Source organism: Streptomyces sp. NPDC051041, assembly GCF_044456065.1.
GTDB classification, from domain to species: Bacteria; Actinomycetota; Actinomycetes; order Streptomycetales; family Streptomycetaceae; genus Streptomyces; species Streptomyces glaucus.
In genome coordinates this window covers 26,103-51,951 of sequence record NZ_JBITFM010000007.1, presented here as the reverse complement: position 1 = coordinate 51,951, position 25,849 = coordinate 26,103, and the positions used below count along the sequence as shown (strand labels likewise).

The following is a 25,849-nucleotide window of genomic DNA, read 5'->3' as shown; positions in this document are numbered from 1 at the left end:
AGCGTAACCCCGTACGGCCGCCCCCACGCATCCGGCACCCGCCGCGTCCGGGGCCGCCGCTGCTCCGTCAGTCCTCGATCAGCACGTCCGTCAGGTCGATCAGGGTCAGGACGAGCACCACGAGTTTGCCGTCACTGATCACGTACTCCACGAACAGGTTCCGGGACAGGGCGATCTCGCGGGTCGACTCGTCGTCGCCCACCGGGTGCGAGAACTTGTGGCGCGGGTCGGCGACCAGGATGGCGAGTCCCCGCTCCAGCACCTCGCGCCGGTCGGCGGGGAGGCTGTCCCGCACGCGTGCCGCGCGCTCCGTGTACTCCACGCTGTACGGCATGGGGCTCTCCTTCCCGCCGTGCTCCGGGATCAGTCGCAGCCGCAGCCGCTCGCCGCGACCGGCAGCGGCTCGGGCGCGCCGATCTTCGGCAGGCCCAGCATCACGCCCGTCGGCCCGGCCTTCTGCGCGGCGTTGCGCTTCTCCCAGGCGTCGCCCGCGCGCGTGCGGCGGACGCTGCGCACCGGGCCCTCGGCGAGGAGGTGGTGCGGGGCCGCGTAGGTGACCTCGACCGTCACCACGTCGCCGGGGCGCACCTGCTGCTCCGGCTTGGTGAAGTGCACCAGGCGGTTGTCGGGGGCGCGGCCGGAGAGGCGGTGGGTGGTGCCGTCCTTGCGGCCCTCGCCCTCGGCGACCATCAGCTCCAGGGTGCGGCCGACCTGCTTCTTGTTCTCCTCCCAGGAGATCTCCTCCTGGAGGGCGACGAGCCGCTCGTAGCGCGCCTGGACGACCTCCTTGGGGATCTGGCCGTCCATCTCGGCGGCCGGGGTGCCGGGCCGCTTGGAGTACTGGAAGGTGAACGCCTGCGCGAACCGCGCCTCGCGCACCACGTGCAGCGTCTGCTCGAAGTCCGCCTCGGTCTCACCGGGGAAGCCCACGATGATGTCGGTGGTGATCGCCGCGTCCGGGATGGCGGCCCGGACCTTCTCGATGATCCCGAGGTAGCGCTCCTGGCGGTAGGAGCGGCGCATCGCCCTCAGGACCGTGTCCGAGCCGGACTGCAGCGGCATGTGCAGCTGCGGCATCACGTTCGGCGTCTCGGCCATGGCGGCGATGACGTCGTCGGTGAAGTCGCGCGGGTGCGGGGAGGTGAAGCGCACGCGCTCCAGGCCGTCGATCGTCCCGCAAGCCCGCAGCAGCTTGCTGAACGCCTCCCGGTCGCCGATGTCGGAGCCGTACGCGTTGACGTTCTGGCCGAGCAGGGTGATCTCCGAGACGCCCTCGGCGACCAGGGCCTCGATCTCGGCGAGGATGTCGCCGGGGCGGCGGTCCTTCTCCTTGCCGCGCAGCGCCGGGACGATGCAGAAGGTGCAGGTGTTGTTGCAGCCGACGGAGATGGAGACCCAGGCCGCGTAGGCGCTCTCGCGCCGGGTCGGCAGCGTCGAGGGGAACGCCTCCAGCGACTCGGCGATCTCGACCTGCGCCTCCTGCTGCACGCGCGCGCGTTCCAGCAGGACGGGCAGCTTGCCGATGTTGTGCGTGCCGAAGACGACGTCCACCCAGGGCGCCCGCTTGACGATGGTGTCGCGGTCCTTCTGCGCGAGGCAGCCGCCGACCGCGATCTGCATGCCGGGGCGCCTGGCCTTCTTGGGCGCGAGGTGGCCGAGGTTGCCGTACAGCTTGTTGTCGGCGTTCTCGCGGACCGCGCAGGTGTTGAAGACGACGACGTCCGCGTCGCCGTCGGAGCCCTCGGGGGCGCGGACGTAGCCCGCGTCCTCCAGCAGCCCGGCCAATCGCTCGGAGTCGTGGACGTTCATCTGGCACCCGTAGGTGCGGATCTCGTACGTCATGGTGTTTCGAACGTCCACTGCCGGGCTCCGGTCGCTGCTGCTGGTCATGGCTCAAGAGTAGGCGGTGACCGAAGGGCCCCGTCCCGGCCGTGGCCGGTACGGGGCTTCCCCCGGCGGTCCGCGTCGGGGGCGCCGGGGCGGACCGGCGGCGAACGCGCCGCCCCGCCGCGGGCGGCCGTCGGCCCGGTCGCCGGCGGTGCGGCGCGTTCGCCGGTCCCGGACGAGGACCGCGGCGGGCAGTTTGGGCGGTCCCGGACGAGGGACTTGCCCCTTACCAGGAGGGGCGGCTTCCGGAAAGTCCGCCGGTCAGCCGGAGGGAACACCGCCCGAGATCCGCAGGCACGCCGGCGCAGAAAGGACGTGCTCATGTCCGAGGAAAAGACCAGGACACAGGTACCGCAGCACGAGACGCTGCCGCTGCCGGACTACGACCACCTTCCGCTGGGCAGTCTCCAGCACCGCATCCGCACCCTCGACGAGCCGGGCCTGCGCGAGGTGCTCGCCTACGAGGAGGCGCACGGCAACCGGCTCCCCGTGGTGCAGGCCCTCCGGACCCGGCTCCAGGAACTGGAGGGGGGCGCGCAGCCGTCGGAGGGCTCGCCGCTGGCGCCCGCTCCCGAGCACGCGCCCGCCGCCGACACCGGGTCCTCGGTGTCGCCCGTCACCTCGGGGCCGAAGATGAACCCGCCGTCCCAGGGCGCCCCGGAGAACCCGACACAGCCCCGCTCCACGGGCTGACGCGCGCGGACCGCCCGCTCGCGGTGCCGAAGGCGTCCCGGGCCCGGGCGGGACCGCGCCCGCCACCGCGCCCGGGCGGACGGCACGCCGCCCGGCTCCTGTCACACACGCACCTCGCACGCCGTACCGGACCGAACCCGGCCGCGGTGGGCGGGCGGCGACGGCCCCGCCCCGGCCCGGCGCAAGCGCGTCGCGGGCGTGCCCCGGTCCGGACAGCGGGCCGGGCGGCACGGCGACGGCCGGGCGGACCGCACCGCGTGTCCCGCGCCTCCCGTCGGGCACTCGGCTCATCGGCCGGAACGGCTCCCGAGATCCGGAATGCACAAGGAGGAATCGTGCACCTGTCATTCCTGCAACCGCTCTTCGAGCGTCGCGGCCCGTGGGCCACGGTGTACTTCGATCCCGCCCAGAACGACGAGACGGGGGCCAAGCAGCGCGAGCTGCTGGTCCGGCAGGCCTGCCGGACGCTGGAGGAGGAAGGCGCCGACGCGGCGACCGTCGAGGCGGTGCGTGCCGCCCTGATGAGCGTCTCCCCCGAGGAGGACCCCGCGGGGCGGGTCTTCTTCGCCACCGGCGGGGAGGTGGTGCTCAGCCACCGTCTCTCCCGGCCGCCGCAGCGCCCGCTCGCCTGCTGGGCCCCGCTGCCGCGCCTGACGCCGCTGCTGGAGCTGTCCGGCCAGGACCCGGCCTGCCTGGTGGCGTACATCGACCGCACCGGCGCCGACTTCGAACTGCGCGCGGCGGCCGGCCCGCAGGACGCCGGGCAGGTCGAGGGGCGGCAGCACCCCGTGCACCGCACGGGCTCGGCCCAGTGGAACGAGCGGCACTTCCAGCTCAAGGTCGAGAACACCTGGGAGCACAACGCCGGCGAGATCGCCGAAGCGCTGGCCGCCGCGTTCGAGGAGTGCGGAGCCGACCTGGTCGTCCTCGCGGGGGATCCGCGGGAGCGGTCCTCCGTGTACGACAGGCTCCCGGAGACGATCCGCAAGGTGGCGATCGGGACCGAGCACGGGGGCCGGGCCGCCGGCTCCGACTCCGTCCCCCTGGAGGAGGTCATCGAACAGGCCCGTCGGCAGTACATGCACCGCCGGGTGGAGGAGGCACTGGAGCGCTTCCGCGCCGGACGGGTGGGCACCGACCGGCCGACGGACGCGGTGGAAGGGGTTCCGGCCCTGGTGGAGGCCGCGCAGGAACACCGCATCGACACGCTGCTGATCCGGCCCGACGGGGCGGAGCTGGCCCGTGAGACGTGGGTGGGGGCCGAGCCCGACCAGGTCGCGGTCCGCCGCACCGACGCGCAGACCCTGGGCGAGAGCGAACCCATCCTGGTGCGCGCCGACGACGCGCTGCTGAGGGTGGCCGCCGTCACGGCCGCCGACGTCCTGGTCGTCCCTCCGGCGGAGGAGCGGGAGGACGACTCGGACCTTCCCACGGGGGGCCTCGGCGCACTGCTGCGCTGGACCTACGAGCCGACCGGCGCGTGACAGGGGGCGGTCCCGCCGGCATCCGCCGACGAGCCGGGAGGCGCGGTGCCGGCGGGCGGCGCGGCGTGCCGGGGCACGGCGGACGGGAAGCCCCGGCCGGCTCGGGGGAGGGCCGGCCGGGGCGGTCGGGGGCGGGGCGGAGGGCGGTCGCCTCGCGGCGAGTGGCTCCGTGGGGCTTCAGCCGAACGATCGTCCCCACGGGCGATAGGTGAGGCCCGGGGACACTGTCCCCTCCGCACCCGCACACAGTTGAACCATGAACCAAAGTCGTTTCTTTCCCCGAAGGGTGTGAGCCGCGCCACCCCTCCCCCGTCCGCCGTGGCCGGTCACGGCCCGCTGCGCGCCCGCGGCGGTCGGCGGCCCGCCACCCGCGGGCGCGCCCCTCGTGCGCGCGTGCCGCCCGGGACGGGTCCGCCGCCCCGCCCGCGTACGGTGCGCCCCTCGTGCGCGCGTGCCGCCCGCCGGCCGATGCGCCTCGCCGCGCGGCGTCCTCACGGCTCGATGAGCCCGGCGCGGATCGCGTAGCGGGTGAGTTCCAGGCGGTCGCGCACGCCGAGTTTGCGGAGCAGGTTCGCACGGTGGCGTTCGACGGTCCTGGCGCTGATGAACAGGAGTTCGCCGATCTCCCTGGAGGTGTGCCCCTCCGCGACCAGCTTGAGGATCTCCTCCTCGCGCTCGGTGACGGCCCGGGCCGGCAGGCCGTCGCCGCGGTGGAGGCGGTCCAGGTAGGAGCGGACGAGGGCGCGTTCGGCGCCCGGGTAGATGAACGGTTCGTCGCGTACGGCCGCCCGGCACGCCTCGACCAGGTCGCGGTCGGCGACGGACTTGAGGACGTATCCGCAGGCGCCGGCGCGCAGCGCCTCGAAGAAGTACTCCTCGTTGTCGTACATGGTCAGGATCAGGATGCGCAGGGCGGGCAGGCGGCGGGAGAGTTCCCGGGCCGCCTGCAGGCCGGTCATGCGGGGCATGGCGATGTCCAGGACGGCCAGGTCCACGGCGGTCTCCCGGGCGCGGGTCACCGCCTCGGCCCCGTCCCCGGCCTCGGCGACGACCTCCAGGTCCGGTTCGCCGTCCAGGATGAGCCGCACCCCGCGGCGGACGAGCGTGTGGTCGTCGGCGAGCAGGACGCGGACCGGCGCGGTCACCGGCCGGCCTCCGCGCCCGCCGGTATTCGCGGGCGCGTGCGGGCGGGCGCGGGGCCGGCCGGCACGCGCAGCCGCACGTCGGTGCCGCGCCCGGGGGCCGGTCCGAGCGAGAGGGCCGCCCCGGTCAGCAGGGCCCGCTCGCGCATACCGCGTATCCCGGCCCCCTCCGGGGCCGCGCCCAGACCGGTGCCGTTGTCGCGCACGAGGAGTTCGACGCCGCCGGGAAGCGGCCGAAGGTACAGGTCGGCGCGGTCGGCGGCGGCGTGCCGGGCCGTGTTGGTCAGGCTCTCCTGCGCCACCCGGTACAGGACGAGTTCCGATTCCGCGTCGAGCGGGGGCAGGTCGCCGGAGAGGTGGTGGCGCACGGTGAGCCCGTGGGTGGTGAACTCGGTCGCGAGCGAGCGCAGCGCGCTGGCCAGGCCCAGCTCCTCCAGGACGCCGGGGCGCAGCCGGCGCGCGATGCGGCGGATCTCCTCCAGGCCGGCCCGGGTCGCCTCCTGCGCCTGGCCGACCTCCTCGCGCAGGTCCGCGGGGACGCGGTCGGCGACACGCTTGAGCTGCAGGAGGACGGCGGTGAGGGTCTGGCCGACCTCGTCGTGGAGTTCGCGTGCGACGCGGTGGCGTTCGCGTTCCTGGGCGCCGAGGGCGCGGGCGGCCCCCGCGGCGCGTTCGGCTTCGAGCCGGTCGAGCATGGTGTTGTACGTCGTGATCAGTTCGGCCGCCTCCGCCGGACCGGCGACCGCCGCGCGGACCCCGGGGCGCAGCAGGTCCGCGGCGGCCATGGCCCGGCCCAGCCTCCTCAGCGGGGCGAGGCCGAGCCGCAGGACGACCGCGTTGCCGGCCAGCAGCAGCACGAGGCCCGCCAGGAGCAGCAGGGCCTCCCCGGGCAGGACGGGGGTGGACACGGTGACCGGGCCGAGCAGCAGCGCGGTGGCGGCGACCAGGCCCGCGGCGTTGAGCGAGAAGATCCGCCAGAACAACGACACGGTTCCGTTCCCGCTCCCTCCGGCCCGCGCGCACGACGCCGCCGGGCCCAGTCTCGCCGCCGCCCGCCGGTCGCGTATATCCGTGATGACACCCATGTCGCCACCGTACGGGCGGATGACACCATGCGAGGACGCCGAGGTGATCACCGGCGTCACCCGCCTCGTCCACCTCGGCGACGAACCAGAGGTGCGCCGAGCGCGCCGCACGCGAGGAACAAGGGGAAGAAACGTGTCCGCTCCACGTCTGAAGGCGACGCCGCTGCCGGGAATCGGGGTTCAGTACGACCTGGTCACCCGGGAACACCGCCACCTGTCGGTCGTGGCGCACCGGGACGGCACCCGCACGGTGAGCGTGTACCGGGCCGACGACCCTGATTCCTGCGCCCAGTCCCTGCGGCTGACCGGTTCGGAGGCGAGCGCCCTGATCGACGCGCTGAAGCCGTCCCACCACAGCGCGAGCCTGCTGTACACCTCGGACCTGGGGCTCGTCGCCGAGCGGATCGAGGTGGGCGCCACCTCCCGCTGGAACGGGCGGGTGCTGGGCGACACCCGGATGCGGACCGAGACGGGCGCGTCGGTGGTGGCGGTGCTGCGGCGCGCGGAGGCGATCCCGTCGCCGGCGCCGGACTTCCGGCTGGTGGGCGGTGACACGCTCATCGTCATCGGCACCCGCGAGGGCGTGGACGCGGCCGCGGCGATCCTCGGACAGGGGTGATCCGGATGCACTCGTCCGCGGTCCTGCTGATCGAGTTCGGTTCCATCATCCTCGGTCTCGGCCTGCTCGGCCGGTTCGCCGCCCGCTTCCGTCTCTCGCCCATCCCGCTGTATCTGCTCGCCGGTCTCGCCTTCGGCGAGGGCGGGCTGCTGCCGCTCGGCGCGAGCGAGGAGTTCATCGCCATCGGCGCCGAGATCGGTGTGATCCTGCTGCTGCTGATGCTGGGGCTGGAGTACACGGCCGGTGACCTGGTGACCAACCTCAAGGCGCACTATCCGGCGGGTCTGGTCGACTGCGCGCTCAACGCCCTGCCGGGCGCGGCGGCGGCGCTGCTGCTCGGCTGGGGACCGGTGGCCGCGGTCGTCCTGGCCGGTGTCACCTGGATCTCGTCGTCCGGCGTGATCGCGAAGGTGCTCGGCGATCTCGGCCGGGTCGGCAACCGGGAGACGCCGGTGATCCTCAGCGTGCTGGTCCTGGAGGACCTGGCGATGGCGGTGTACCTGCCCATCGTCACGGCGCTGGTGGCCGGGGCCGGGCTGCTGACCGGGAGCCTGACGCTGGCGATCGCGCTGGGCGCGGCGGGGCTGGTGCTGTTCGTGGCGGTGCGCTACGGGCGGGTGCTCTCCCGGTTCGTCTCCAGCGACGACCCGGAGAAGCTGCTGCTGGTGGTGCTGGGCCTGACGATCCTGGTCGCGGGCGTGGCGCAGCAGGTGCAGGTGTCGGCGGCGGTCGGTGCGTTCCTGGTGGGCATCGCGCTGTCCGGGGAGGTCGCCGAGGGCGCGCACACGCTGCTGAGCCCGCTGCGCGACCTGTTCGCCGCCGTCTTCTTCGTCTTCTTCGGGCTGCACACGGACCCGGCCAGCATCCCGCCGGTCCTGCTGCCCGCCCTCGCGCTGGCCGTCGTCACGGCCGCGACGAAGATCGCCACCGGGTACTGGGCGGCGCGGCGGGCCGGGATATCCGTCAGGGGACGCTGGCGGACGGGCGGCTCCCTGGTGGCGCGCGGCGAGTTCTCGATCGTCATCGCCGGGCTGGCGGTGACGGCCGGCGTCGAGTCGTCCCTGGGTCCCCTGGCCACGGCGTACGTGCTCATCCTGGTGATCCTCGGGCCCCTCACCGCCCGCTTCACCGAGCCCCTGGCGACCCGCTGGACCCGCCGCCGCGCCGCCGGGAGCGGGCGGACGGGCGAGAGCGCACCGCGGCCGGCGGAGGCGGAGGCGTCCGTGGGGGACTGACGGCGGCACCGCGTACGGCCCCGTCCGGGCGGCGGTGCGGCGTGCCCGGGCCCCGGCGGGCGGCCGTACGGCCCACGCGGGTCGCGGCCGGTGCGCGTACGGCGGCCGCGGCCGCCGGCAGGCCACCGCCCGGCGTACGCGGCTGCCGTCGGCGGCCCCGCCGCGGCCCGGCGTCAGGCGTCCCCGCCCGGTGTCCACCCCTGCCGGCGCAGCACCCCCGCCACGTCCGGCGCCTCGTAGTGCTCGCCCTTGAGGACCTTGCCGTCGGGGCGGCGGGCGATCTGGCCGTCGGGACCCCGCTTGGTCATGTTGGAGCGGTGGACCTCGGCGATCACCGCGTCGAGGTCGATGCCGTGGACGAGGGCGGTGCCGTACGCGACGTAGACGACGTCGGCGAGTTCGTGCGCCAGCCGGTCCAGCGGGCCGGTGACGGAGACCTCGGCGACCTCGGCGGCCTCCTCGGCGAGCAGCTCCGCGCGGTGGGCCGCCACCTCCGGCGGGACCCGCGTGGGCGTGCTGCGGACGTCCAGCCCGAAGGCGAGGTGGAAGGCGCGGACCAGTTCGGCGGGTGAGGAACTCATGCGCCGACTGTAACGACCGCGGCCGGCGGCCTTCGCCCCCGGCCGCGGCGCCCCTGCCCCGCCCACGGCCCGCGTCCGGTCCCGCCCTGGTCAGCTCCCCGCCCCACCTGGCAGGATCGCGCGCATGTCCAAGGTGTTCCCCCGGATCGGCGGGCGCCGGGCCCTGCAGGGCGCGGCCGCCGGCGCCGTCGCGCTCGGGCTGCTGCTGTGGTGGCTGCTGCCGCTGGGCGAGAAGCCGCCGAGCGGGACGATCACGTTCAGCACGGGAACGCGCGCCGGCGTCTACCAGGAGTACGGCGAACGGCTGCGCACCGCTCTCGCCGAGGACATGCCGGACCTGAGGGTGCGGCTGCTGACCAGCGCGGGGTCGCAGGAGAACGTCGAGCGCGTGGCGACCGGGAAGGCCGACTTCACGATCGCCGCGGCCGACGCGGTGCAGACGTACGCGCTCGACGGCCGGCCCGGCGCCGGCCGGCTGCGCGGTGTCGCCCGCCTGTACGACGACTACGTGCAGCTCGCCGTCCCGGCGGACTCGGACATCCGGTCCGTGGAGGACCTGCGCGGCAAGCGGGTGGCGGTCGGGCTGCCGGACTCGGGGGTCCGGCTGATCGCCGACCGGGTGCTCAGGGCGGCGGGCATCGACCCGGAGAAGGACATCACGCCCCGGTCCGACGGCATCGACACCGGACCCGAGCGGCTCGGCCACGGGCTGGACGCGTTCTTCTGGTCGGGCGGGCTGCCGACGGACGGGCTCAAGCGCGTCGCCGAGACCTCCGGTCTGCGGTTCGTGCCGATCGGCGCCGACCTCGTCGCCGAACTGCACGAGCAGGGCGGCGCCACCCGCCACTACCGCGCCACGCAGATGCCGGAGTCGGCCTACCCCGCCGTGCAGAACGGTTCCGCCGTGCCGACGCTCGCGGTGTCCAACCTGCTGATGACCCGCGAGGACACCGATCCCCGGCTCACCGAGTGGCTGACCCGGACCGTGATCAGGAGCCGGGACGGCATCGGCGCCCACGTGCACTCGGCGCAGCTGGTGGACGTGCGCACCGCGATCTACACCCAGCCGCTCGCCCTGCACGACGGCGCCCGGCGCTACTACCGCTCGGTCAAGCCGTAGGACCGTTGCGGGGCACGGCCACGGTCACCTTCAGCCCGCGCGGCTCGTGGTGGTCGTAGGCGATCGAGCCGCCGCCCGCGGCGAGCAGTGCGCGGCAGATGGACAGGCCGAGGCCGGAGCCCTTGACGTTCTGGTGGCGGCCGCTGCGCCAGAAGCGGTCGCCGACGCGGGCGAGCTCCTCGTCGGTCAGGCCGGGGCCGTCGTCGGTGACGACGACGGTCGAGGTGGCGCCGTTGGAGGCGACGGCCACCGTCACGGTCCCGTCCTCGGGCGTGAACTTGACCGCGTTGTCGATGACCGCGTCCAGGGCGCTGGACAGCGCCACCGGGTCGGCCCACGCCGTGGTCGCCGGGCAGCTCCCCACCAGCCGGACGCCCTTGGCCGCGGCGGTGGGCGCCCAGGCCGCCACCCGTTCGGCGGCGAGGGCGCCGATGTCGATGAGTCCCAGGTCGGCCTCGGTGTGCTCGGCCAGGGCCAGGTCGAGCAGGTCGTCCAGGACCCGCGCCAGGCGCTTGCCCTCGGCCTGTACCGAGGCGATCTCCTCGTTGCCCTCGGGCAGTTCGAGGGCGAGCAGCTCGATGCGCAGCAGCAGCGCCGCCAGCGGGTTGCGCAACTGGTGCGAGGCGTCGGCGACGAAGGCGCGCTGCTGCTCCAGCACGCTCTCCACGTTGTCCGCCATCTCGTTGAACGACCGGGCCAGGCGCCTGAGTTCCGGCGGGCCCCCGGTGGCCGCGACCCGGGACTTGAGCCGCCCGGTGGCGATGTCGTGGGTGGTGGCGTCCAGCACCCGTACCGGTTTGAGCACCCAGCCGGTCAGCCGCAGCGCGGCGCCGACGGCCAGCAGCATCGCGCCGGCCTCGCCCGCGCCGATGACCAGCCAGCCGTGCAGGATCCGCGACCGCATCGGCCCGGTGGGCGAGTCCGTCACGACGACCGCGACGACGTCCCCGTCCCGGATGACCGGCGAGGCGACGACGAGGCGGCTGCGCTGCCAGGGCCACACCTGTTCCGGATCGTGGCTGCGGCGGCTGAGCAGCGCCTCGTCGAAGGCCGCGCGCACCTCGCCGTGCTCGGGCAGGAACCAGTCCTCCGGCGCGTTGGCCATGCGCACGTCGTTGCGGTAGAAGACGCCCGCCCGGATGCCGTAGACCTCGTAGTAGCTGGCCAGCTCGCTGCGCAGGGTCTCCAGGCGCTCGTCGGGGCTGGTGGTCCTGGAGCCGTAGGGGGAGTCGGTGACGTACTGGGCGAGCGCGGCGAAGCGCGCGGTGTCGTCGATCCGGTCGACGACGACCTTCTGCTGCTGGGCCGCCGCGACGCTGGCGGCGAGCGGGATGCCGAGCGCGAGCAGCACGGCCGCCATCAGGACGATGAGCAGCGGCAGGAGACGCGTGCGCACCCGGACCCGCTACGAGCCCGGGGCGACGAGGCGGTAACCCACGCCGCGTACGGTCTCGATGAGCGCCGGCATGCGCAGCTTGGCGCGCAGGGACGCCACATGCACCTCCAGGGTGCGCCCGGTCCCCTCCCAGCTGGTGCGCCAGACCTCGCTGATGATCTGCTCCCGCCGGAAGACCACCCCGGGCCGCTGGGCGAGCAGGGCCAGCAGGTCGAACTCCTTGCGGGTGAGCTGGACGACCGAACCGTCCACGCTGACCTGGCGCGTCGGCAGCTCGATGCGGACGGGGCCGAGGCGCACCACGGTCCCGTCGGCCCCCGGGGCGTCCTCGTGGACGGTGCGCCGGCTGACGGCGTGGATCCGGGCGAGCAGCTCTCCGGTGTCGTACGGCTTGACCACGTAGTCGTCGGCGCCGAGGTTGAGGCCGTGGATGCGGGAGCGGACGTCGGAGCGGGCGGTGACCATGATCACCGGGGTGCTGGTCCGCTTGCGGATCTTGCTGCAGACCTCGTAGCCGTCCTGGTCGGGCAGGCCCAGGTCGAGGAGGACGACGCCGAAGCCGTTGCCCTCGGGGACGAGTGCCTGGAGGGCCTCCTCACCGCTGCGCGCGTGCGTGACGTCGAACCCGTGCCGCGCCAGGACCGCCGACAGGGCGGCGGCGACGTGGTTGTCGTCCTCGACGAGCAGCAGTCTCATCCGGGCCCCCTTCGGTTCATCGGTCGTACGATCGGGACGTGTACACATCGGTGTGCACGCGCGCGTGTTCCTCGTGCAGTCACGCTGATGGAAGAGGACGGCGTCAAGAGGGTTCCGGTTGCTCGCCGGTTCCGTTATCCGGCCGATATGCGCCCTGCTCACAAGTGCTACGACATGTGTCCGATTGCTATCGGATCGTGATGCTCAGATTCCCCTCAGATGTAATGACGCAGGTCGCAACGCGTTACTACTGTCCTCCGGAAACCGAGGAGGACGGAGCCTGAGAGCGATGACCGAAGTATCGGTGGCCGAGAAGGATGTGGCCGCGACCGACGAGCTGGTCGTCCTGAAGAGCGTCAACAAGCACTTCGGCGCGTTGCACGTACTCCAGGACATCGATCTGACGATCGCCCGCGGCGAGGTCGTCGTGGTCATCGGACCCTCCGGGTCCGGGAAGTCCACCCTGTGCCGCACCATCAACCGTCTGGAGACGATCGACTCGGGCTCGATCACGATCGACGGCAAGCCGCTGCCCCACGAGGGCAAGGAGCTGGCCCGGCTGCGCGCCGACGTCGGCATGGTCTTCCAGTCCTTCAACCTCTTCGCGCACAAGACCGTGCTGGAGAACGTGACCCTGGGCCAGGTCAAGGTCCGCAAGGCCGACAAGCGGAAGGCCGAGGAGAAGGCCCGCGCCCTGCTCGACCGGGTCGGCGTCGCCACGCAGGCGGACAAGTACCCCGCACAGCTCTCGGGCGGCCAGCAGCAGCGCGTCGCCATCGCCCGGGCGCTGGCCATGGACCCGAAGGTCATGCTCTTCGACGAGCCGACGTCGGCTCTCGACCCGGAGATGATCAACGAGGTCCTGGAGGTCATGCAGCAGCTCGCCCGCGACGGCATGACCATGATCGTCGTCACCCACGAGATGGGGTTCGCCCGCTCGGCCGCCAACCGCGTGGTCTTCATGGCGGACGGCCGCATCGTCGAACAGGCCACGCCGGACCAGTTCTTCAGCAATCCGCGCAGTGACCGCGCCAAGGACTTCCTGTCGAAGATCCTGCACCACTGACCGTCCGTCCCGATCCGTCGTCCGACCGCCCGCACGGATCCGTCACCGACGGCCCTCGTCTCTTCATCACCCAAGGATGTGCACCATGAAGCTCCGCAAGGTCACCGCCGCCTCGGCCACCGTGCTCGTGCTCGCCCTCACCGCCACCGCGTGCGGCTCCGGGGACGGCGACGACAACGGCTCCGGCTCCGGCTCCGGCGGCGGCAAGAAGATCGCCATCGGCATCAAGTTCGACCAGCCCGGCCTCGGCCAGAAGACCCCGCAGGGCTACGCCGGCTTCGACGTCGACGTCGCCACGTACGTCGCCAAGAAGCTCGGCTACAGCGAGGACCAGATCGAGTGGAAGGAGTCGAAGAGCGCCGACCGCGAGACCATGCTGCAGCGCGGTGACGTCGACTTCATCGCCGCGACCTACTCGATCACCCCGGAGCGCCAGGAGAAGGTCGACTTCGCCGGCCCGTACCTGCTGGCCCACCAGGACGTGCTGATCCGCGCCGACGACGACTCCATCAAGTCGCCGGAGGACCTGAACGACAAGAAGCTGTGTTCGGTGACCGGCTCGACCTCGGCGCAGAACATCAAGGACAAGCTGGCGCCCAAGGCCCAGCTGCAGCCGTACCCGACGTACTCGGCCTGCCTGCCCGGTCTGCAGAACGGCGCCATCGACGCGCTCACCACCGACGACTCGATCCTCGCCGGTTACGCCGCCCAGGCGCAGTTCAAGGGCAAGTTCAAGCTCGGCGGTTTCAAGATGACCAACGAGAACTACGGCATCGGCGTCAAGAAGGGCAGCGACCTCAAGGCGAAGATCAACGACGCGCTGGAGGCCATGGTCTCCGACGGCTCCTGGGAGAAGGCCGTGAAGGACAACTTCGGCCCGGCCGACTACAAGTACGAGCCCGCGCCGAAGATCGGCGACATCAAGAGCTGAGGCAGCGCCTGACAGGGTGCGCCGTCCCGGGCGAGGGAGGCGCACCGGGGCGGGTATCCCTACACGCGGAAGCGCGGGAGATCGTGTTCGACTTTCTTGGAGATTACGACCTGCTGGGAGCCTTCTGGACGACAGTGCAGCTCGCCGTGCTGTCGGCCGTCGGCTCCCTGATCTGGGGCACTCTGCTGGCCGCCATGCGCGTCAGCCCGGTGCCGCTGATGCGCGGTTTCGGCACCGCGTACGTGAACACCGTGCGGAACATCCCGCTCACCGTCATCATCCTGTTCACCTCGCTGGGCCTGAACCAGACGCTGGGGGTCTCTCTCGGCGCGGACAGGGTCGAGACGATCAACTTCCGGCTCGCCGTCCTCGGTCTGGCGCTCTACACCTCGGCCTTCGTGTGCGAGGCGCTGCGCTCCGGCATCAACACGGTGCCGGTCGGGCAGGCGGAGGCGGCCCGCGCGATCGGTCTCAGCTTCCGCCAGGTACTGGGTCTGGTGGTGCTGCCCCAGGCGTTCCGCTCGTCCGTCGGCCCGCTGGCGAACGTGCTCATCGCGCTCATCAAGAACACCACCGTGGCCGCCGCGATCGGCGTCGCCGAGGCGGCGGTGCTGATGAAGGAGATGGTCGAGAACGAGGCGCAGCTGCTGCTGATCTCCACGGTCATCGCGTTCGGCTTCGTGGTTCTGACGCTGCCGACCGGCCTGGTCCTCGGCTGGGTGGGCAAGAAGGTGGCGGTGAAGCGATGAGCTCCGTTCTGTACGACGCCCAGGGCCCCCGCGCCAAGCGGCGGAACATCGTCCTCACCGTGGTCTTCGTGGTCGCCCTCGCGGCCCTGCTGTGGTGGGTGTTCGGCACGCTCAAGGACAAGGGCCAGCTGGAATGGGTCCTGTGGGAGCCGTTCTTCACGAGCGGCGAGGCCTGGTCCACCTACATCTGGCCGGGCCTGGAGAACACCCTGAAGGCCGCCGCGCTCGCGATGATCATCGCGTTGCCGCTCGGCGCCGTCCTCGGCATCGCCCGGCTGTCGGACCACGTCTGGATCCGGGTGCCGGCCGCGGTCGTGGTCGAGTTCTTCCGGGCCATCCCGGTGCTGGTCCTGATGATCTTCGGCCTCGCCCTGTTCGCCGAGTACACCGACGTCAGCTCCGACGACCGCCCGCTGTACGCGGTCGTCACCGGTCTGGTGCTGTACAACGCCTCGGTCCTCGCGGAGATCGTCCGGGCGGGCATCCTGTCGCTGCCCAGGGGACAGTCCGAGGCGGCGGCGGCGATCGGCCTGCGCAAGAACCAGGTGATGCGGCTGATCCTGCTGCCGCAGGCGGTCACCGCGATGCTCCCGGCCATCGTCAGCCAACTCGTCGTGATCGTGAAGGACACCGCCCTCGGCGGCGCCGTCCTCACCTTCCCGGAACTGCTCTCGTCGGCCAACACGATGAGCGGCTACTACGGCGCCAACGTCATCGCCAGCTTCACCGTCGTGTCCGTGATCTTCATCGTGATCAACTTCTCGCTCACGTCCTTCGCTAGCTGGCTGGAGGGCCGGCTGCGACGGGGCAAGAAGTCGACGGGCGCGGTGGTCGGCGCCGGCGCGGTCGAGGAACTCGCGGCCCCCGGCGAGCACGAGGAGCTGCAGAAGACGACCTGACGGCGGATCAGGCCGCCGGACGGGACGGCAGGGACTCGGGAGGCAGTGGGCATGATCGCCACTGCCTCCTTCGCTTGACGCGAGCTGCGGCAATGGGTTGCATACGTTCTGTGATCGTGCACCCTGCTCCGACTTCCTGTTCATCCACGTTCCTCACCAGGACGCCGCCGCGGGCAGGGGGCGCCGCACCGTGGACCCGGTGATCATCGCCGGAGCGGGGCCCGTCGGGCTCACGCTCGCCCTGGCGCTGGCGCGTCAGGAGGTGCCGTGCGTCCTCCTCGACGAGGGGCCGGGCACGGACGAGCCCCGTCCCGCGCGCACCGTCGTCCTGCACGAGGACACCGCCGCCCTCGTGCAGCGGCTCAGCGGCGTACCGCTGACGCGGGCCGGGTTCCGCTGGGCCGGATGGCGGTCGATGCGGCGCAGGCAGGTGATGCGCGAGATCGCGTTCGACGACACCGACCCCGCTCCCCTGCACATCGCCCAGCACGTCCTGACCGGCGCCCTGCGCGCGGCCCTGGCCCGCGAACCCCTGGTGAGGATCGCCGTGGACAGCCGCCTGGACGGAGTCGAGCAGGAGGCCTCCGGCGTCACTGCCCGCACGCGCGGCCCCAAGGGCACCTGGTGGCGCGGCAGTTACCTGGTCGGCTGCGACGGCCCCCGCTCCACCGTGCGCAAGCTCCAGGACATCCGCTTCCCCGGCCGTACGGCGGTGGAGCGGCACGCCGTCGCCGCGCTGCGCACGGAACTCCCCTGGCAGGACCAGGCGTTGCTGCACCGGGCGCCGCCGTGGCGGACGTCCGGCCCGTCGGCCGGGGAGATCACCGCCCGTCCCCTCCCGGACGGCGTCTGGCGGGTGGACTGGCTGCTGCCGCCGGGCAAGGACCTGGTCACGCCCGAACTGGTGGTGGCCCGGATCCGCGAGACGCTGGCCGGCTGGACCGGCGGCTCGGTCCCGCCGTACGAGCTGGTGGACACCGGCGTCCACACCGTCCACCACCGCCTGGCCCGCCGCTGGCGGGTCGGCCGGGTGTTCCTCGCCGGGGACGCCGCGCACCTGCTCGGCGCGCTGGGCACCCAGGGCCTCGACGAAGGACTCCGGGACGCCGACAACCTCGCCTGGAAGCTGGCGCTCGCCTGGCACCACGGGCCGCACGAGGCGCTGCTCGACAGCTACCAGACCGAACGGCGCGCGGTCGTCGCCGCCCGGCTGCGCGCCGCCGACCAGGCGCTGCCGCTGCTGCGCGGCGGCAAAGGGCTGCGGTCGGTGGTGCCCGGCTCCGCCCGCGGGCACGACGCGCTGCTCACCGACGGTCACCTGGGGCGCGGGTCGCTGGGCGCGCCGGGGGCGTACGCCGACTCGCCGCTGATGCCTCCGCGCCTCGAAGGGGAGGTCCCCGTCGAGACACCGCCCGGCTGGCCCGTCGCGGACGTCGTGGTCACGGCGGAGGACGGCTCCTTCGTACGGCTGCGGGACCGGCTCGGCCGCGGGGCGCTGCTGGTGGTGCTGGTCGCGCCGGGCACAGGGGTGTGGGAGCGCAGGCACTGGGCGAGCGCCGGCATCATGCCCCGGCTGGCCGCCGCGGTGGACTCGCTGCCGCGCCCCGCCGAGCTGCTGGTCGCCGAGAGCTACCCGGGCGCGGCCGCCCACACGGTGCTGCTGGTACGGCCCGACGGCCACCTGGTCACGGCGCTGAGCGGGGTGCGCCCCGCCGACCTGCACGCGGCGGCGGAGGCCGCACTGGGCGGGGCCGGGCGGACGGCCGAGGAGGCGGAGGCCGGGGCGGGCGCCGGAACGCACTGAAGGAGCGGGTGAGAGGCGGCCGCGGAACGGGCGCCGGGGACCCGTCGGGGACGTGCGCACCGGCACCGCGTCGGCCGCGCGGCGGGGCGAGGCCATGTGATCCGTACGGTGACGGCGCCGTCCGCCCGGTGCCGATGGGTTTGACCGGTGGGCACCGGCGTGGTGTACTCCGGATCGTGATCGACACCTGCGTGCGCCTGTGGCGGAGGGTCCACATGGACCTCGTCCGCTACGCGGGCTGCGTGTGTCGCCCGTCCTGCTGAACTCGCATCGCTCCCCCGCGCGCTCTGCTCCCGCATCCTCGCGCGCCCTTCGCGAACACTCCTCAGGACGGTACCCGTGTCTGCCTCTCCCGCCGCGTCCACCACCGCATCCCCTGCGGCGTCCTCCGCCGCTGCCGCCTCCGTTCCCCCGCCCGATCAGGCCGACCTGCTCGACTTCGTACGGCGTGCCGCCGCCGACGCCGAGCTGATCGCCTCGCTCCCGCTCGACCCGCGGGGCCGCACCTGGGTACGGCTGGAGGGGCCCGGCGGCAGCGAGGCCTGGCTGATCGGCTGGCCGCCCGGCACGGGCACCGGCTGGCACGACCACGCCGACTCGGTCGGCGCGTTCGTGACCGCGTCGGGGGAGCTGAGGGAGAACTCGCTCGCCGCCCGGCTGCCCACCGACGGCTGGAAGACCCTGGAGCTCACCGACGGCGTGGACCGGGAACGCCGGCTGCCGGCCGGGAGCGGCCGCGCCTTCGGCCGGCACCATGTCCACGAGGTGCTCAACGAGTCCCCCGACCGGCACGCCGTCTCCGTCCACGCCTACCACCCGCCCCTCCCGCGGATCCGCCGCTACAGCCGCAGCGGGCGGATTCTGCGCCTGGAGCAGGTCGAGCGCCCCGAGGACTGGCGGTGAGCGGCACGGGTGAACGGCCCGTCGGCATCGACGAGCTGCTGGAACGCGTACGCGCCGGCTACGCGCGGATCGGGCCCCGCGAGGCGTACGAGGCCGCCCGGGCGGGCGAGGCGCTGCTCGTGGACATCCGGTACGCCGCGCTGCGCGAACGGGACGGCCTGATCCCGGGCGCCCTGGTGATCGAGCGCAACGAACTGGAGTGGCGGCTGGACCCCCGAGGCAGCCACCGCGTCCCCGAGGCCACCAGCCACGACCTGCGCGTCGTCGTGATCTGCAACGAGGGCTACGCCTCCAGCCTGGCGGCGGAGTCCCTGCACCGGCTGGGCCTGCACCGGGCGACCGATCTGGCCGGTGGGTTCCAGGCGTGGCGAGCGGCGGGACTGCCGGTTGCGGCGTAGAACCCCGGCGCTCCGGCGTCGTGCGGTCGCCCGGGAACGGCACCGTGTCCAGGCCCGGAGGGCGGTGCAGCGGTGCCGTGTCCGCGTTGGCCCCGGTGCTGAGGAGGGGCCGGCGGAAGCCGCCCCCGGTCCGCACCGCGCACGCCCGCACGGGAGCGCGCCCCGGCATGCGCGACACGTGTCCTCGTCGGGAATGCCCGTGTCCGCGCGGAACCGTTCAGAACCCCTCGTCCTGCGGGAACTCCGTGTCCTCGCCCTCCTCCTCCAGCGCCTGCCGGACCACGCGCAGGGCCATGCCCTCGGAGTAGCCCTTGCGGGCGAGCATGCCGGCGAGGCGGCGCAGGCGCTTGTCGCGGTCGAGGCCGCGGGTGGCCCGCAGCTTGCGGGCGACGAGTTCGCGCGCGGTCGCCTCCTCCTGCTCGGAGTCCAGCCGGGCGACGGCCGCGTCGATCAGCGTCGCGTCGACGCCCTTGGTCCGCAGTTCCCGGGCGAGGGCGCGCCGGGCCAGTCCGCGGCCGTGGTGCCGGGACTCCACCCAGGCGTCCGCGAAGGCACCGTCGTCGATCAGGCCGACCTCTTCGAACCGCGACAGCACCTCCTCGGCGGCGTCGTCCGGGATCTGCCGCTTGCGCAGCGCGTCCGCGAGCTGCTTCCGCGTGCGCGGGGTCCCGGTGAGCAGGCGCAGGCAGATCGCCCGTGCCTGCTCCACCGGGTCCCCCGGAGACCCCGCCTCCTCGGCCCTCGACGAGGAGGGGGCGCCTCCGTCCTCTCCGGACGGTTCCCCACGGCCGCGCCGGCGGTCTGCGCGTGGGCCGTCCGCGCCACGGAGCCCGGCGCCGCCCCGCCGCGGCGAGCCGCCGCCCGCGGAACCGGCGCCGCGCTCCGCGCCGCCGTCCGGCCACGGTCCGCCGTCCGGCTCGTCGCCGCGCGTCCCGTACCGCTCGTCCGTGCCGTACGGCGCCGCGCGGCCGTGTCCCCGGCCCGCGCCGCGCGGCACGTCTCCCCCGTACGCGCCGTCTCCCGCCCCGGCGGAGCCGGCGTCGTCCTGACCGGCACCGCCCGCCCCGGCGGAGCCGGTGCCGCCCGCCCCGGCGTGCGCGCGCACGGCGGCGTCCGGGTAGGCGTACTCGGCCCAGTCGGTTCGTCGTGTCACGGGTCAGCTCTTGGCTGCCGCGGCCTTGGACTTGACCGCCTTGGCCGCCGGTGCGGGCACCGCCGCGGCGGTCTCGGCCGGAGCGGCGGCGACCGCGGCGTCCGTGTCCGGCTCGGCGGCCGGCTCCTCGGGCCGCACGCCGACGCCCAGCTTCTCCTTGATCTTCCTCTCGATCTCGTTGGCCAGGTCGGGGTTGTCCTTCAGGAAGTTGCGCGCGTTCTCCTTGCCCTGGCCGAGCTGGTCGCCCTCGTAGGTGTACCAGGCGCCGGCCTTGCGGACGAAGCCGTGTTCCACGCCCATGTCGATCAGGCCGCCCTCGCGGCTGATGCCCTGGCCGTAGAGGATGTCGAACTCGGCCTGCTTGAAGGGCGGCGCGACCTTGTTCTTGACGACCTTGACCCGGGTGCGGTTGCCGACCGCCTCCGTGCCGTCCTTCAGGGTCTCGATACGGCGGATGTCCAGGCGCACCGAGGCGTAGAACTTCAGCGCGCGGCCACCGGTCGTGGTCTCCGGCGAGCCGAACATCACGCCGACCTTCTCGCGGAGCTGGTTGATGAAGATCGCGGTGGTCTTGGACTGGTTGAGCGCACCGGTGATCTTCCGGAGGGCCTGGCTCATCAGGCGGGCCTGCAGACCCACGTGGCTGTCGCCCATCTCACCCTCGATCTCCGCGCGCGGGACGAGCGCGGCGACGGAGTCGATGACGATGAGGTCGAGGGCGCCGGAGCGGACCAGCATGTCGACGATCTCCAGCGCCTGCTCGCCGTTGTCCGGCTGGGAGAGGATCAGCTGGTCGATGTCGACGCCGAGCTTCTTGGCGTACTCGGGGTCGAGGGCGTGCTCCGCGTCCACGAAGGCGACCGTGCCGCCCGCCTTCTGCGCGTTGGCCACGGCGTGCAGGGTCAGGGTGGTCTTGCCGGAGGACTCCGGGCCGTAGACCTCCACCACACGGCCGCGCGGCAGGCCGCCCACGCCCAGGGCCACGTCGAGCGCGGTCGACCCGGTCGGGATGACCTCGATGGGCTCCTGCGAGCGCTCGCCCATGCGCATGACCGCGCCCTTGCCGAATTGCCGTTCAATCTGTGCGAGTGCGGCGTCCAGGGCCTTCTCGCGGTCGGTTCCTGCCATGGGTTCCACCCGGTTTGCTTGAGTCGATCGCTTCACGTCAAAGACGCTAACGCCTGCCACTGACAATGCGCCCCGACGCAGGCCGGCCTGTGGATAACTCGGGCATATCTCCACCAGAACCGCGGCGAAACGCCCTCGTCAGCCATGCCGGAGCCTTCATAAGAATAGATGTTCGATTTTTGTGTCAAGTGCGTCACACGGCGCGCGGAAGCCCCGTCCGCACCGCCGCGGTGCTGCGGCGGTGCGGGGACGTCAGGAGGGCGTCCCGCCGGGGTCCGCCGGCCCCGGCGGCGTCTGCGGCCGCCGCCCCCACAGCCGCCGGGTGCGCGTGAGCAGGCCGGCGCCCGGCCCCCGTCCCCCTCCCCGGTGCCCGTGGACGCGGGGATCGTCCGTGACGGCGTACCGCTTCACGTACGCCCCCAGGAACGCCTGCAGCGTGGCCACCGCGGGGATGGCGATCAGCGCGCCGACGGCACCGAGCAGGGCGGTGCCCGCGATGACCGAGCCGAAGGCGACCGCAGGATGGATGTCGACGGTCTTCGAGGTCAGCTTGGGCTGCAGCACGTAGTTCTCGAACTGCTGGTAGACCACGACGAAGATCAGCACCCACAGCGCGTACCAGGGATCGACCGTGAAGGCGATCAGCATGGCCAGGGCGCCCGCGAGATAGGTGCCGATGGTGGGGATGAACTGCGACACCAGCCCCACCCACACGGCGAGCACGGGCGCGTAGGGCACCTCCAGGACCTGCAGCAGGACGTAGTGCGCTATGCCGGAGATCAGCGCCATCAGACCGCGCGAGTACAGATAACCGCCGGTCTTGTTGACGGCGATCTCCCACGCGCGCAGCACCTCCGCCTGCCGGGCGGGCGGCAGCACGGAGCACAGCGCGCGGCGCAGCCGCGGACCGTCGGCGGCGAAGTAGAAGGAGAACAGCGTGACCGTCAGCAGCTGGAAGAGGCCGCCGAGGACCTGCGCGGACACGTCCAGGACGCCGGTGGCGCTGTTCTGCACGTAGGTGCGCAGCCAGTCCGAGCGGAGTAGGCCCTCCTGGACGTCCACCCGGCGCAGCTCGGTGTTGAAGTGGATGTTGACCCAGTTGATGACGGAGTCGAGGTAGGCCGGGAAGTTCTCGACCATCGTGATGATCTGGCCCGCGAGCATGGAGCTGAGCAGGGTGACGAAGCCCGCGGACGCGATCATCACGGCCAGGAAGACGATGCCGGTGGCCAGCCCCCGGCGCAGACCGCGCGCGGCCATCCAGCTCACCGCGGGCTCGATGGCGAGGGCCAGGAAGAACGCGATGAGAATGTTGATCAGCAGGCCGGTGAGCTGGTGGAAGGCCCAGCTGCCCAGCTGGAACACGGCGTAGAGCGCGAGCGCGAGCACCAGGGCGCGCGGCAGCCAGCGGGGCATCCGGGCGTCCGGACCGGCGGTGCCGGGGGCCGGGGGCCGGGGGCCGGGCGGCGTCGTGCCGGACGGGGAAGTGTGCGGGGCTGCCTGCCCGGTCTCGTCAGTCGGTGCCACGGTGCAAGTCTCGCCCACGTCACCGGCGGCCGGCGGCCGTCCCGCGATCTTCGTGACCGATCAGCGCCTGTCCTGTGGCACGTTCATGACCGTGCAGACCACGCGCCACACGTCCTTGGCCGCCCAGCCGGCGTCCAGGGCCTCCAGCACCGTGCGCCCGCCGAGCTCCGACATCACGTGATCGCGCGCGAAGGTGTCGGCGTAGCCCGGACCGAAATGGTCCGCCATCCGCTGCCAGAAGACCGTCAACCGCATGCCTCCAGTATCCCGCCCCCGGGGTGGGCCTGCGCCGGGGCCCCTCGCCGGGAGCGCTTTCCGCCCTACGGTCTGACGCATGGCCGAAACAGGAGTTTCCGCGCTCCCCCCGACGCCGTCGGCGTCCACCCCGCTCGCGCGTGCCGAGCACTTCGTCTGGCTCACCGCACGCGTGCTGGAGCAGCGCCTCTTCGCGCACCACTTCCGGGGCGGCGACGCGGACCCGGTGGAGACGGCGCTGGACGCCTACCGCAACGAGGACGGCGGGTACGGTCACGCGCTGGAGCCCGATCTGCGCGGCCCGGACAGCCGGCCCCTGCACACCGTGCACGCGCTGCGCGTCCTGGACTCCATCGGCCGCTGCGGCGGACAGCGCGTGGAGCGCCTGTGCCGCTACCTGACCTCCGTGTCGACGCCGGACGGCGCCCTTCCGGCGTTCCCGCCCGGCCGGGACGGCTGTCCGGCCGCCCCCTTCGCCCGGGGCGCCGGCGCCCCGTCCGGTGATCTCCTCGCCACCGGCCCGGTGGTGGGCCTGCTGCACCGCAACGAGGTGTGGCACGCCTGGCTGTTCCGGGCCACGGACTTCTGCTGGCAGGCGGTCGAGTCGCTGCGGACGGCCCGCCCGCACGAGGTCGAGGCCGCCGTGGCCTTCCTGGACTCCGCTCCCGACCGTCCGCGCGCGGAGGCGGCCGCCGACCGCCTGGGGCGTCTGGTGCGCGAACAGCGGCTCGCGGTCCTGGACCCGGACCGCCTCGGCGCCGGTCCCGTCCCGCCCGGCGACGTCCCCGGCGAGCCCCGCCTCCCGCACGACTACGCGAGGACGCCGCGCTCCCTGGCGCGCGCGTGGTTCACGGACGCGGAGATGAACCGCTCCCTGGACTTCCTCGCCGCCGCGCAGCAGCAGGACGGCGGCTGGCCCGCCCGCCGGCGCCGGCGGGCTCCGGCCCCCGTCCCGGAGGCCCGCTCCATGGCGACGGTCGAGGCCCTGCGCACCCTCCGGGCGTACGGCCGCGACCTCGGCTGACCCGGCACGGCCCCCTCAACCGACCAGGGCCCGCACCCCGGCGGTCACCACCACCGCCACCCCGACGACCAGCAGGAACGGGGCGCGCAGCACCAGCGCCACGGCGGCCGCGGCGACCCCCGCGACCCGGGCGTCCAGCACGAGCGCGGTCCCGTCGGCGAAGGTCTGCTGGGCGGTGAGCGCGGCGAGGAGGGCGACGGGCAGCAGGGCGGCCAGCCGCTTGACGAGCGGCCTCTCCAGGGCGGCCGCGGGCACCAGCAGCCCGGCCAGTTTGACGGCGTAGCACCCGAGGGCGGTCGCGCCGATCGCGATCCAGGTGCTCACCGTCCCCCCTCCCGCGCGCCGCCCCCGCGGCGTCCCTCCGCCCACAGCACGGCCGGCGCCGCCAGCGCGGCCACCAGGACCGGCGTCCCGGCGGGCAGCACCGGCAGCAGGCCGAGCCCCAGGAGCACGGCGAGACCGGCGACGGCCCGTTCGGCCGCGGTCTTCAGCATCGGCGCGAGCAGCGCCAGGAAGACCGCGGGGCCCGCCGCGTCCAGTCCCCACGCCCCGGTGTCCCCGACGGCCTCCGCGCCCAGCGCGCCCAGCAGCGTGGTGAGGTTCCACAGCACGTACAGGCTGAGTCCCGTCACGACGAATCCGATCCGGGCGCCGCGCCGCGTGGTCTGCGCGAGCGCGACGGCGGCCGTCTCGTCGATCACCCACTGGGCGGCCGGCGGCCGCACCGCGCGCGGGAGGGCCAGCAGCTGCGACAGGCGCAGCCCGTAGAAGGCGTTCCGCACGCCCAGGAAGAAGGCCCCCGCGGCCGCCGTCAGCGGGTTGCCGCCGGCCGCGAGCGCCCCGACCAGCGCGAACTGCGAGGCCCCGGTGAACACCAGGAGGCTGAGCGCGCAGGTCTGCCCCAGGGTCAGTCCGCTGCCCGCCGAGGTCACCCCGAAGGCGAACCCGGACAGTCCCACCGCGACGCCGACTCCGAGGGCGTCCCGTACGACGGCGCTGTCCGGCCTTTCCCCGTCATGCGGGCGTATGTCTGGAAGAGTTGTCCGTTCTGCCACGGGCCGGACGGTAGGGCATCCGCTGCCGGACGTCTTGTACGTTCTTGCGCTCCCGCTGGTAGGCCCCCGGGGGCACGCCGACGATCCGGGTGAAGTGCCGGTTCAGGTGCGGCTGGTCGGTGAACCCCACGGCCACGGCCGCCTCGGCCGGTGACGTGCCCGCGTCCAGCAGCCGCCGCGCCCGGCGCACCCGCGCATCCGTCAGCCAGGCGTGGGGCGGCATGCCGTAGGCGTCCCGGAAGGCCCGCAGCAGCGCGAACGGGCTGGTGGCGAACTCGGCGGCCAGCTGTTCCAGGCTCGGCGGGTCGGCCAGCCGCTCCTCCAGCACGGCACGCGCGCGTGCCGCGGTCCGGGCCCCCGCCGTCCGCGCCTCCCGCCGCGGCAGCGGCCCGCCGTTCAGCCGCAGCAGCCGGGTCACGGCGACCCGCAGCAACGTGTCGGCGGCCAGCGCGTTCCCTTCGTCCGCCGCCCGCAGCACCCGGTGCACCAGGCCGGCCGTGTACGGGTCGTCGACCACCGGCCGGACGAACCCCGGCGTGCCCCGCAGCGTGGTGGTCTCGGCCGCGATCCCGGCCACCACCTCGGGCGACGGGTAGACGGCCCCGTACCGCCACCCCTCGGGCACCCCGGCCCGCCCGGTGTGCGGGGTGTCCGGATTGATCAGCGCCAGGGCCCCGGCGCCCGCGTACTGATCGGCCCCGTGGTGGTGGAAGACCTCGACCCCGTCGGCGATGGCGGCGATCACGAAGTGCTCGTGCGTGTGCCGCACGAACGTCTTTCGGATGTAGCGGGCGCGCAGCAGATCGACCCCGGGCAGCTCGGCGTACCGCCAGTGCCGTGCCCGCTCGCCAGAACCTGCCATGAGGCCATTCTCCGTGCGGCCCGCCGCAGGGTCCGACCCGCGTCCGCGGCCGGCCGCGGCGGGAGGGGGCGTGCCGGGGCGTCCACCCGGCGGCGGGCGGCGTCCGGCACGGCCGCCATCGGGCCGGCGGCCCCGCCGGACGCCCCGTTCGCGCGGG

General features: G+C 73.6%; 28 protein-coding genes. 14 read left to right on the top strand and 14 right to left on the bottom strand.

The annotated features are described in order from the left end of the window. Nucleotides 1-67: 67 nt before the first annotated feature. Complete coding sequence (locus ACIBAI_RS14370; protein ID WP_344607521.1) at nt 68-334, bottom strand: hypothetical protein; 267 nt, start codon at nt 332-334, stop codon at nt 68-70. Between the two features lie 29 nt (nt 335-363). Further along, a complete protein-coding gene (gene miaB, locus ACIBAI_RS14365; RefSeq protein ID WP_399034058.1) occupies nt 364-1,890 on the bottom strand; it encodes a tRNA (N6-isopentenyl adenosine(37)-C2)-methylthiotransferase MiaB in 1,527 nt (508 codons plus the stop codon). Nucleotides 1,891-2,208: 318 nt separating this feature from the next. On the opposite strand from miaB, the gene ACIBAI_RS14360 reads away from it, so the two are divergent. Together ACIBAI_RS14360 and ACIBAI_RS14355 are read left to right on the top strand one after the other, a co-directional pair. After that, on the top strand, nt 2,209-2,580 hold the full coding sequence (locus tag ACIBAI_RS14360; RefSeq protein WP_344607525.1) for a hypothetical protein: 372 nt from the start codon (nt 2,209-2,211) through the stop codon (nt 2,578-2,580). Between the two features lie 335 nt (nt 2,581-2,915). After that, on the top strand, nt 2,916-4,064 hold the full coding sequence (locus ACIBAI_RS14355; RefSeq protein ID WP_399034056.1) for a Vms1/Ankzf1 family peptidyl-tRNA hydrolase: 1,149 nt from the start codon (nt 2,916-2,918) through the stop codon (nt 4,062-4,064). 491 nt (nt 4,065-4,555) lie between these two features. Here ACIBAI_RS14355 and ACIBAI_RS14350 read toward each other — a convergent pair whose 3' ends face one another. Both ACIBAI_RS14350 and ACIBAI_RS14345 read right to left on the bottom strand, forming a co-directional pair. Next, on the bottom strand, nt 4,556-5,209 hold the full coding sequence (locus ACIBAI_RS14350; protein WP_399034055.1) for a response regulator: 654 nt from the start codon (nt 5,207-5,209) through the stop codon (nt 4,556-4,558). Continuing rightward, entirely contained in the window at nt 5,206-6,195 is a 990-nt protein-coding gene (locus ACIBAI_RS14345; protein WP_399034054.1) for a sensor histidine kinase, read from the bottom strand. Before ACIBAI_RS14345 ends, ACIBAI_RS14350 begins: the two co-directional genes overlap by 4 nt. Before the next feature lie 229 nt (nt 6,196-6,424). Here ACIBAI_RS14345 and ACIBAI_RS14340 point away from each other — a divergent pair, with 229 nt between their 5' ends. Together ACIBAI_RS14340 and ACIBAI_RS14335 are read left to right on the top strand one after the other, a co-directional pair. After that, nucleotides 6,425-6,910, top strand: a complete 486-nt coding sequence (locus ACIBAI_RS14340; RefSeq protein ID WP_399034052.1) for a cation:proton antiporter regulatory subunit — start codon at nt 6,425-6,427, stop codon at nt 6,908-6,910. 5 nt (nt 6,911-6,915) lie between these two features. Then, nucleotides 6,916-8,145, top strand: coding sequence for a cation:proton antiporter (locus ACIBAI_RS14335; RefSeq protein ID WP_399034051.1), 1,230 nt, complete (start codon nt 6,916-6,918; stop codon nt 8,143-8,145). A gap of 173 nt (nt 8,146-8,318) precedes the next feature. Here the strand turns inward: ACIBAI_RS14335 and ACIBAI_RS14330 are convergent, their stop codons facing one another. After that, nucleotides 8,319-8,726, bottom strand: coding sequence for a MazG nucleotide pyrophosphohydrolase domain-containing protein (locus ACIBAI_RS14330; protein ID WP_399034049.1), 408 nt, complete (start codon nt 8,724-8,726; stop codon nt 8,319-8,321). Between the two features lie 124 nt (nt 8,727-8,850). Between ACIBAI_RS14330 and ACIBAI_RS14325 the strand changes: the two genes are divergently transcribed. Beyond that, nucleotides 8,851-9,846: a TAXI family TRAP transporter solute-binding subunit gene (locus ACIBAI_RS14325; RefSeq protein WP_399034047.1), complete on the top strand. Its 996-nt coding sequence runs from the start codon at nt 8,851-8,853 to the stop codon at nt 9,844-9,846. Here the strand turns inward: ACIBAI_RS14325 and ACIBAI_RS14320 are convergent. Further along, nucleotides 9,836-11,242: a sensor histidine kinase gene (locus tag ACIBAI_RS14320; protein ID WP_399034045.1), complete on the bottom strand. Its 1,407-nt coding sequence runs from the start codon at nt 11,240-11,242 to the stop codon at nt 9,836-9,838. The genes ACIBAI_RS14325 and ACIBAI_RS14320 overlap by 11 nt on opposite strands. Before the next feature lie 9 nt (nt 11,243-11,251). Further along, nucleotides 11,252-11,938 carry a response regulator transcription factor gene (locus ACIBAI_RS14315; protein WP_344607543.1) on the bottom strand — a complete coding sequence of 229 codons (687 nt, stop codon included), beginning with the start codon at nt 11,936-11,938 and terminating at the stop codon, nt 11,252-11,254. Nucleotides 11,939-12,227: 289 nt separating this feature from the next. Between ACIBAI_RS14315 and ACIBAI_RS14310 the strand changes: the two genes are divergently transcribed. The 8 genes from ACIBAI_RS14310 (at nt 12,228) to ACIBAI_RS14275 (ending at nt 18,688) form a co-directional block, all read left to right on the top strand. Then, nucleotides 12,228-13,004 carry an amino acid ABC transporter ATP-binding protein gene (locus ACIBAI_RS14310; RefSeq protein ID WP_399034043.1) on the top strand — a complete coding sequence of 259 codons (777 nt, stop codon included), beginning with the start codon at nt 12,228-12,230 and terminating at the stop codon, nt 13,002-13,004. 85 nt (nt 13,005-13,089) lie between these two features. Next, a complete protein-coding gene (locus ACIBAI_RS14305; RefSeq protein WP_399034041.1) occupies nt 13,090-13,935 on the top strand; it encodes a glutamate ABC transporter substrate-binding protein in 846 nt (281 codons plus the stop codon). 83 nt (nt 13,936-14,018) lie between these two features. Then, entirely contained in the window at nt 14,019-14,684 is a 666-nt protein-coding gene (locus ACIBAI_RS14300) for an amino acid ABC transporter permease (RefSeq protein WP_399034039.1), read from the top strand. Further along, nucleotides 14,681-15,583, top strand: coding sequence for an amino acid ABC transporter permease (locus tag ACIBAI_RS14295; protein ID WP_399034037.1), 903 nt, complete (start codon nt 14,681-14,683; stop codon nt 15,581-15,583). Before ACIBAI_RS14300 ends, ACIBAI_RS14295 begins: the two co-directional genes overlap by 4 nt. Before the next feature lie 190 nt (nt 15,584-15,773). Then, nucleotides 15,774-17,387, top strand: a complete 1,614-nt coding sequence (locus tag ACIBAI_RS14290) for an FAD-dependent monooxygenase (RefSeq protein WP_399034035.1) — start codon at nt 15,774-15,776, stop codon at nt 17,385-17,387. A gap of 134 nt (nt 17,388-17,521) precedes the next feature. Continuing rightward, nucleotides 17,522-17,650 carry a putative leader peptide gene (locus ACIBAI_RS14285; RefSeq protein ID WP_399034033.1) on the top strand — a complete coding sequence of 43 codons (129 nt, stop codon included), beginning with the start codon at nt 17,522-17,524 and terminating at the stop codon, nt 17,648-17,650. A gap of 76 nt (nt 17,651-17,726) precedes the next feature. After that, nucleotides 17,727-18,290, top strand: coding sequence for a cysteine dioxygenase (locus tag ACIBAI_RS14280; RefSeq protein WP_399034032.1), 564 nt, complete (start codon nt 17,727-17,729; stop codon nt 18,288-18,290). Then, nucleotides 18,287-18,688, top strand: coding sequence for a rhodanese-like domain-containing protein (locus tag ACIBAI_RS14275; protein WP_399034030.1), 402 nt, complete (start codon nt 18,287-18,289; stop codon nt 18,686-18,688). Before ACIBAI_RS14280 ends, ACIBAI_RS14275 begins: the two co-directional genes overlap by 4 nt. A gap of 217 nt (nt 18,689-18,905) precedes the next feature. Here the strand turns inward: ACIBAI_RS14275 and recX are convergent, their stop codons facing one another. The 4 genes from recX to ACIBAI_RS14255 form a co-directional block, all read right to left on the bottom strand. Beyond that, entirely contained in the window at nt 18,906-19,841 is a 936-nt protein-coding gene (gene recX / locus ACIBAI_RS14270; protein WP_399034028.1) for a recombination regulator RecX, read from the bottom strand. Between the two features lie 3 nt (nt 19,842-19,844). Continuing rightward, nucleotides 19,845-20,969, bottom strand: coding sequence for a recombinase RecA (gene recA / locus ACIBAI_RS14265; protein WP_399034026.1), 1,125 nt, complete (start codon nt 20,967-20,969; stop codon nt 19,845-19,847). Between the two features lie 252 nt (nt 20,970-21,221). Continuing rightward, nucleotides 21,222-22,496, bottom strand: coding sequence for an AI-2E family transporter (locus ACIBAI_RS14260; protein WP_399034024.1), 1,275 nt, complete (start codon nt 22,494-22,496; stop codon nt 21,222-21,224). A gap of 60 nt (nt 22,497-22,556) precedes the next feature. Continuing rightward, on the bottom strand, nt 22,557-22,751 hold the full coding sequence (locus ACIBAI_RS14255) for a DUF3046 domain-containing protein (protein ID WP_344607565.1): 195 nt from the start codon (nt 22,749-22,751) through the stop codon (nt 22,557-22,559). Nucleotides 22,752-22,830: 79 nt separating this feature from the next. On the opposite strand from ACIBAI_RS14255, the gene ACIBAI_RS14250 reads away from it, so the two are divergent. Then, nucleotides 22,831-23,775, top strand: coding sequence for a hypothetical protein (locus tag ACIBAI_RS14250; RefSeq protein WP_399034022.1), 945 nt, complete (start codon nt 22,831-22,833; stop codon nt 23,773-23,775). A 15-nt stretch (nt 23,776-23,790) separates the two neighbouring features. Here ACIBAI_RS14250 and ACIBAI_RS14245 read toward each other — a convergent pair whose 3' ends face one another. The 3 genes from ACIBAI_RS14245 to ACIBAI_RS14235 are packed head-to-tail and all read right to left on the bottom strand — an operon-like array spanning nt 23,791 to nt 25,692. Then, nucleotides 23,791-24,099, bottom strand: coding sequence for an AzlD domain-containing protein (locus ACIBAI_RS14245; protein WP_399034020.1), 309 nt, complete (start codon nt 24,097-24,099; stop codon nt 23,791-23,793). Further along, complete coding sequence (locus tag ACIBAI_RS14240) at nt 24,096-24,830, bottom strand: AzlC family ABC transporter permease (protein WP_399034019.1); 735 nt, start codon at nt 24,828-24,830, stop codon at nt 24,096-24,098. The genes ACIBAI_RS14245 and ACIBAI_RS14240 overlap by 4 nt, the downstream gene beginning before the upstream one ends. Beyond that, nucleotides 24,790-25,692 (bottom strand): AraC family transcriptional regulator, encoded by a 903-nt coding sequence (locus ACIBAI_RS14235; protein WP_399034017.1) that lies wholly within the window; start codon nt 25,690-25,692, stop codon nt 24,790-24,792. The genes ACIBAI_RS14240 and ACIBAI_RS14235 overlap by 41 nt, the downstream gene beginning before the upstream one ends. Between the last annotated feature and the right edge of the window lie 157 nt (nt 25,693-25,849).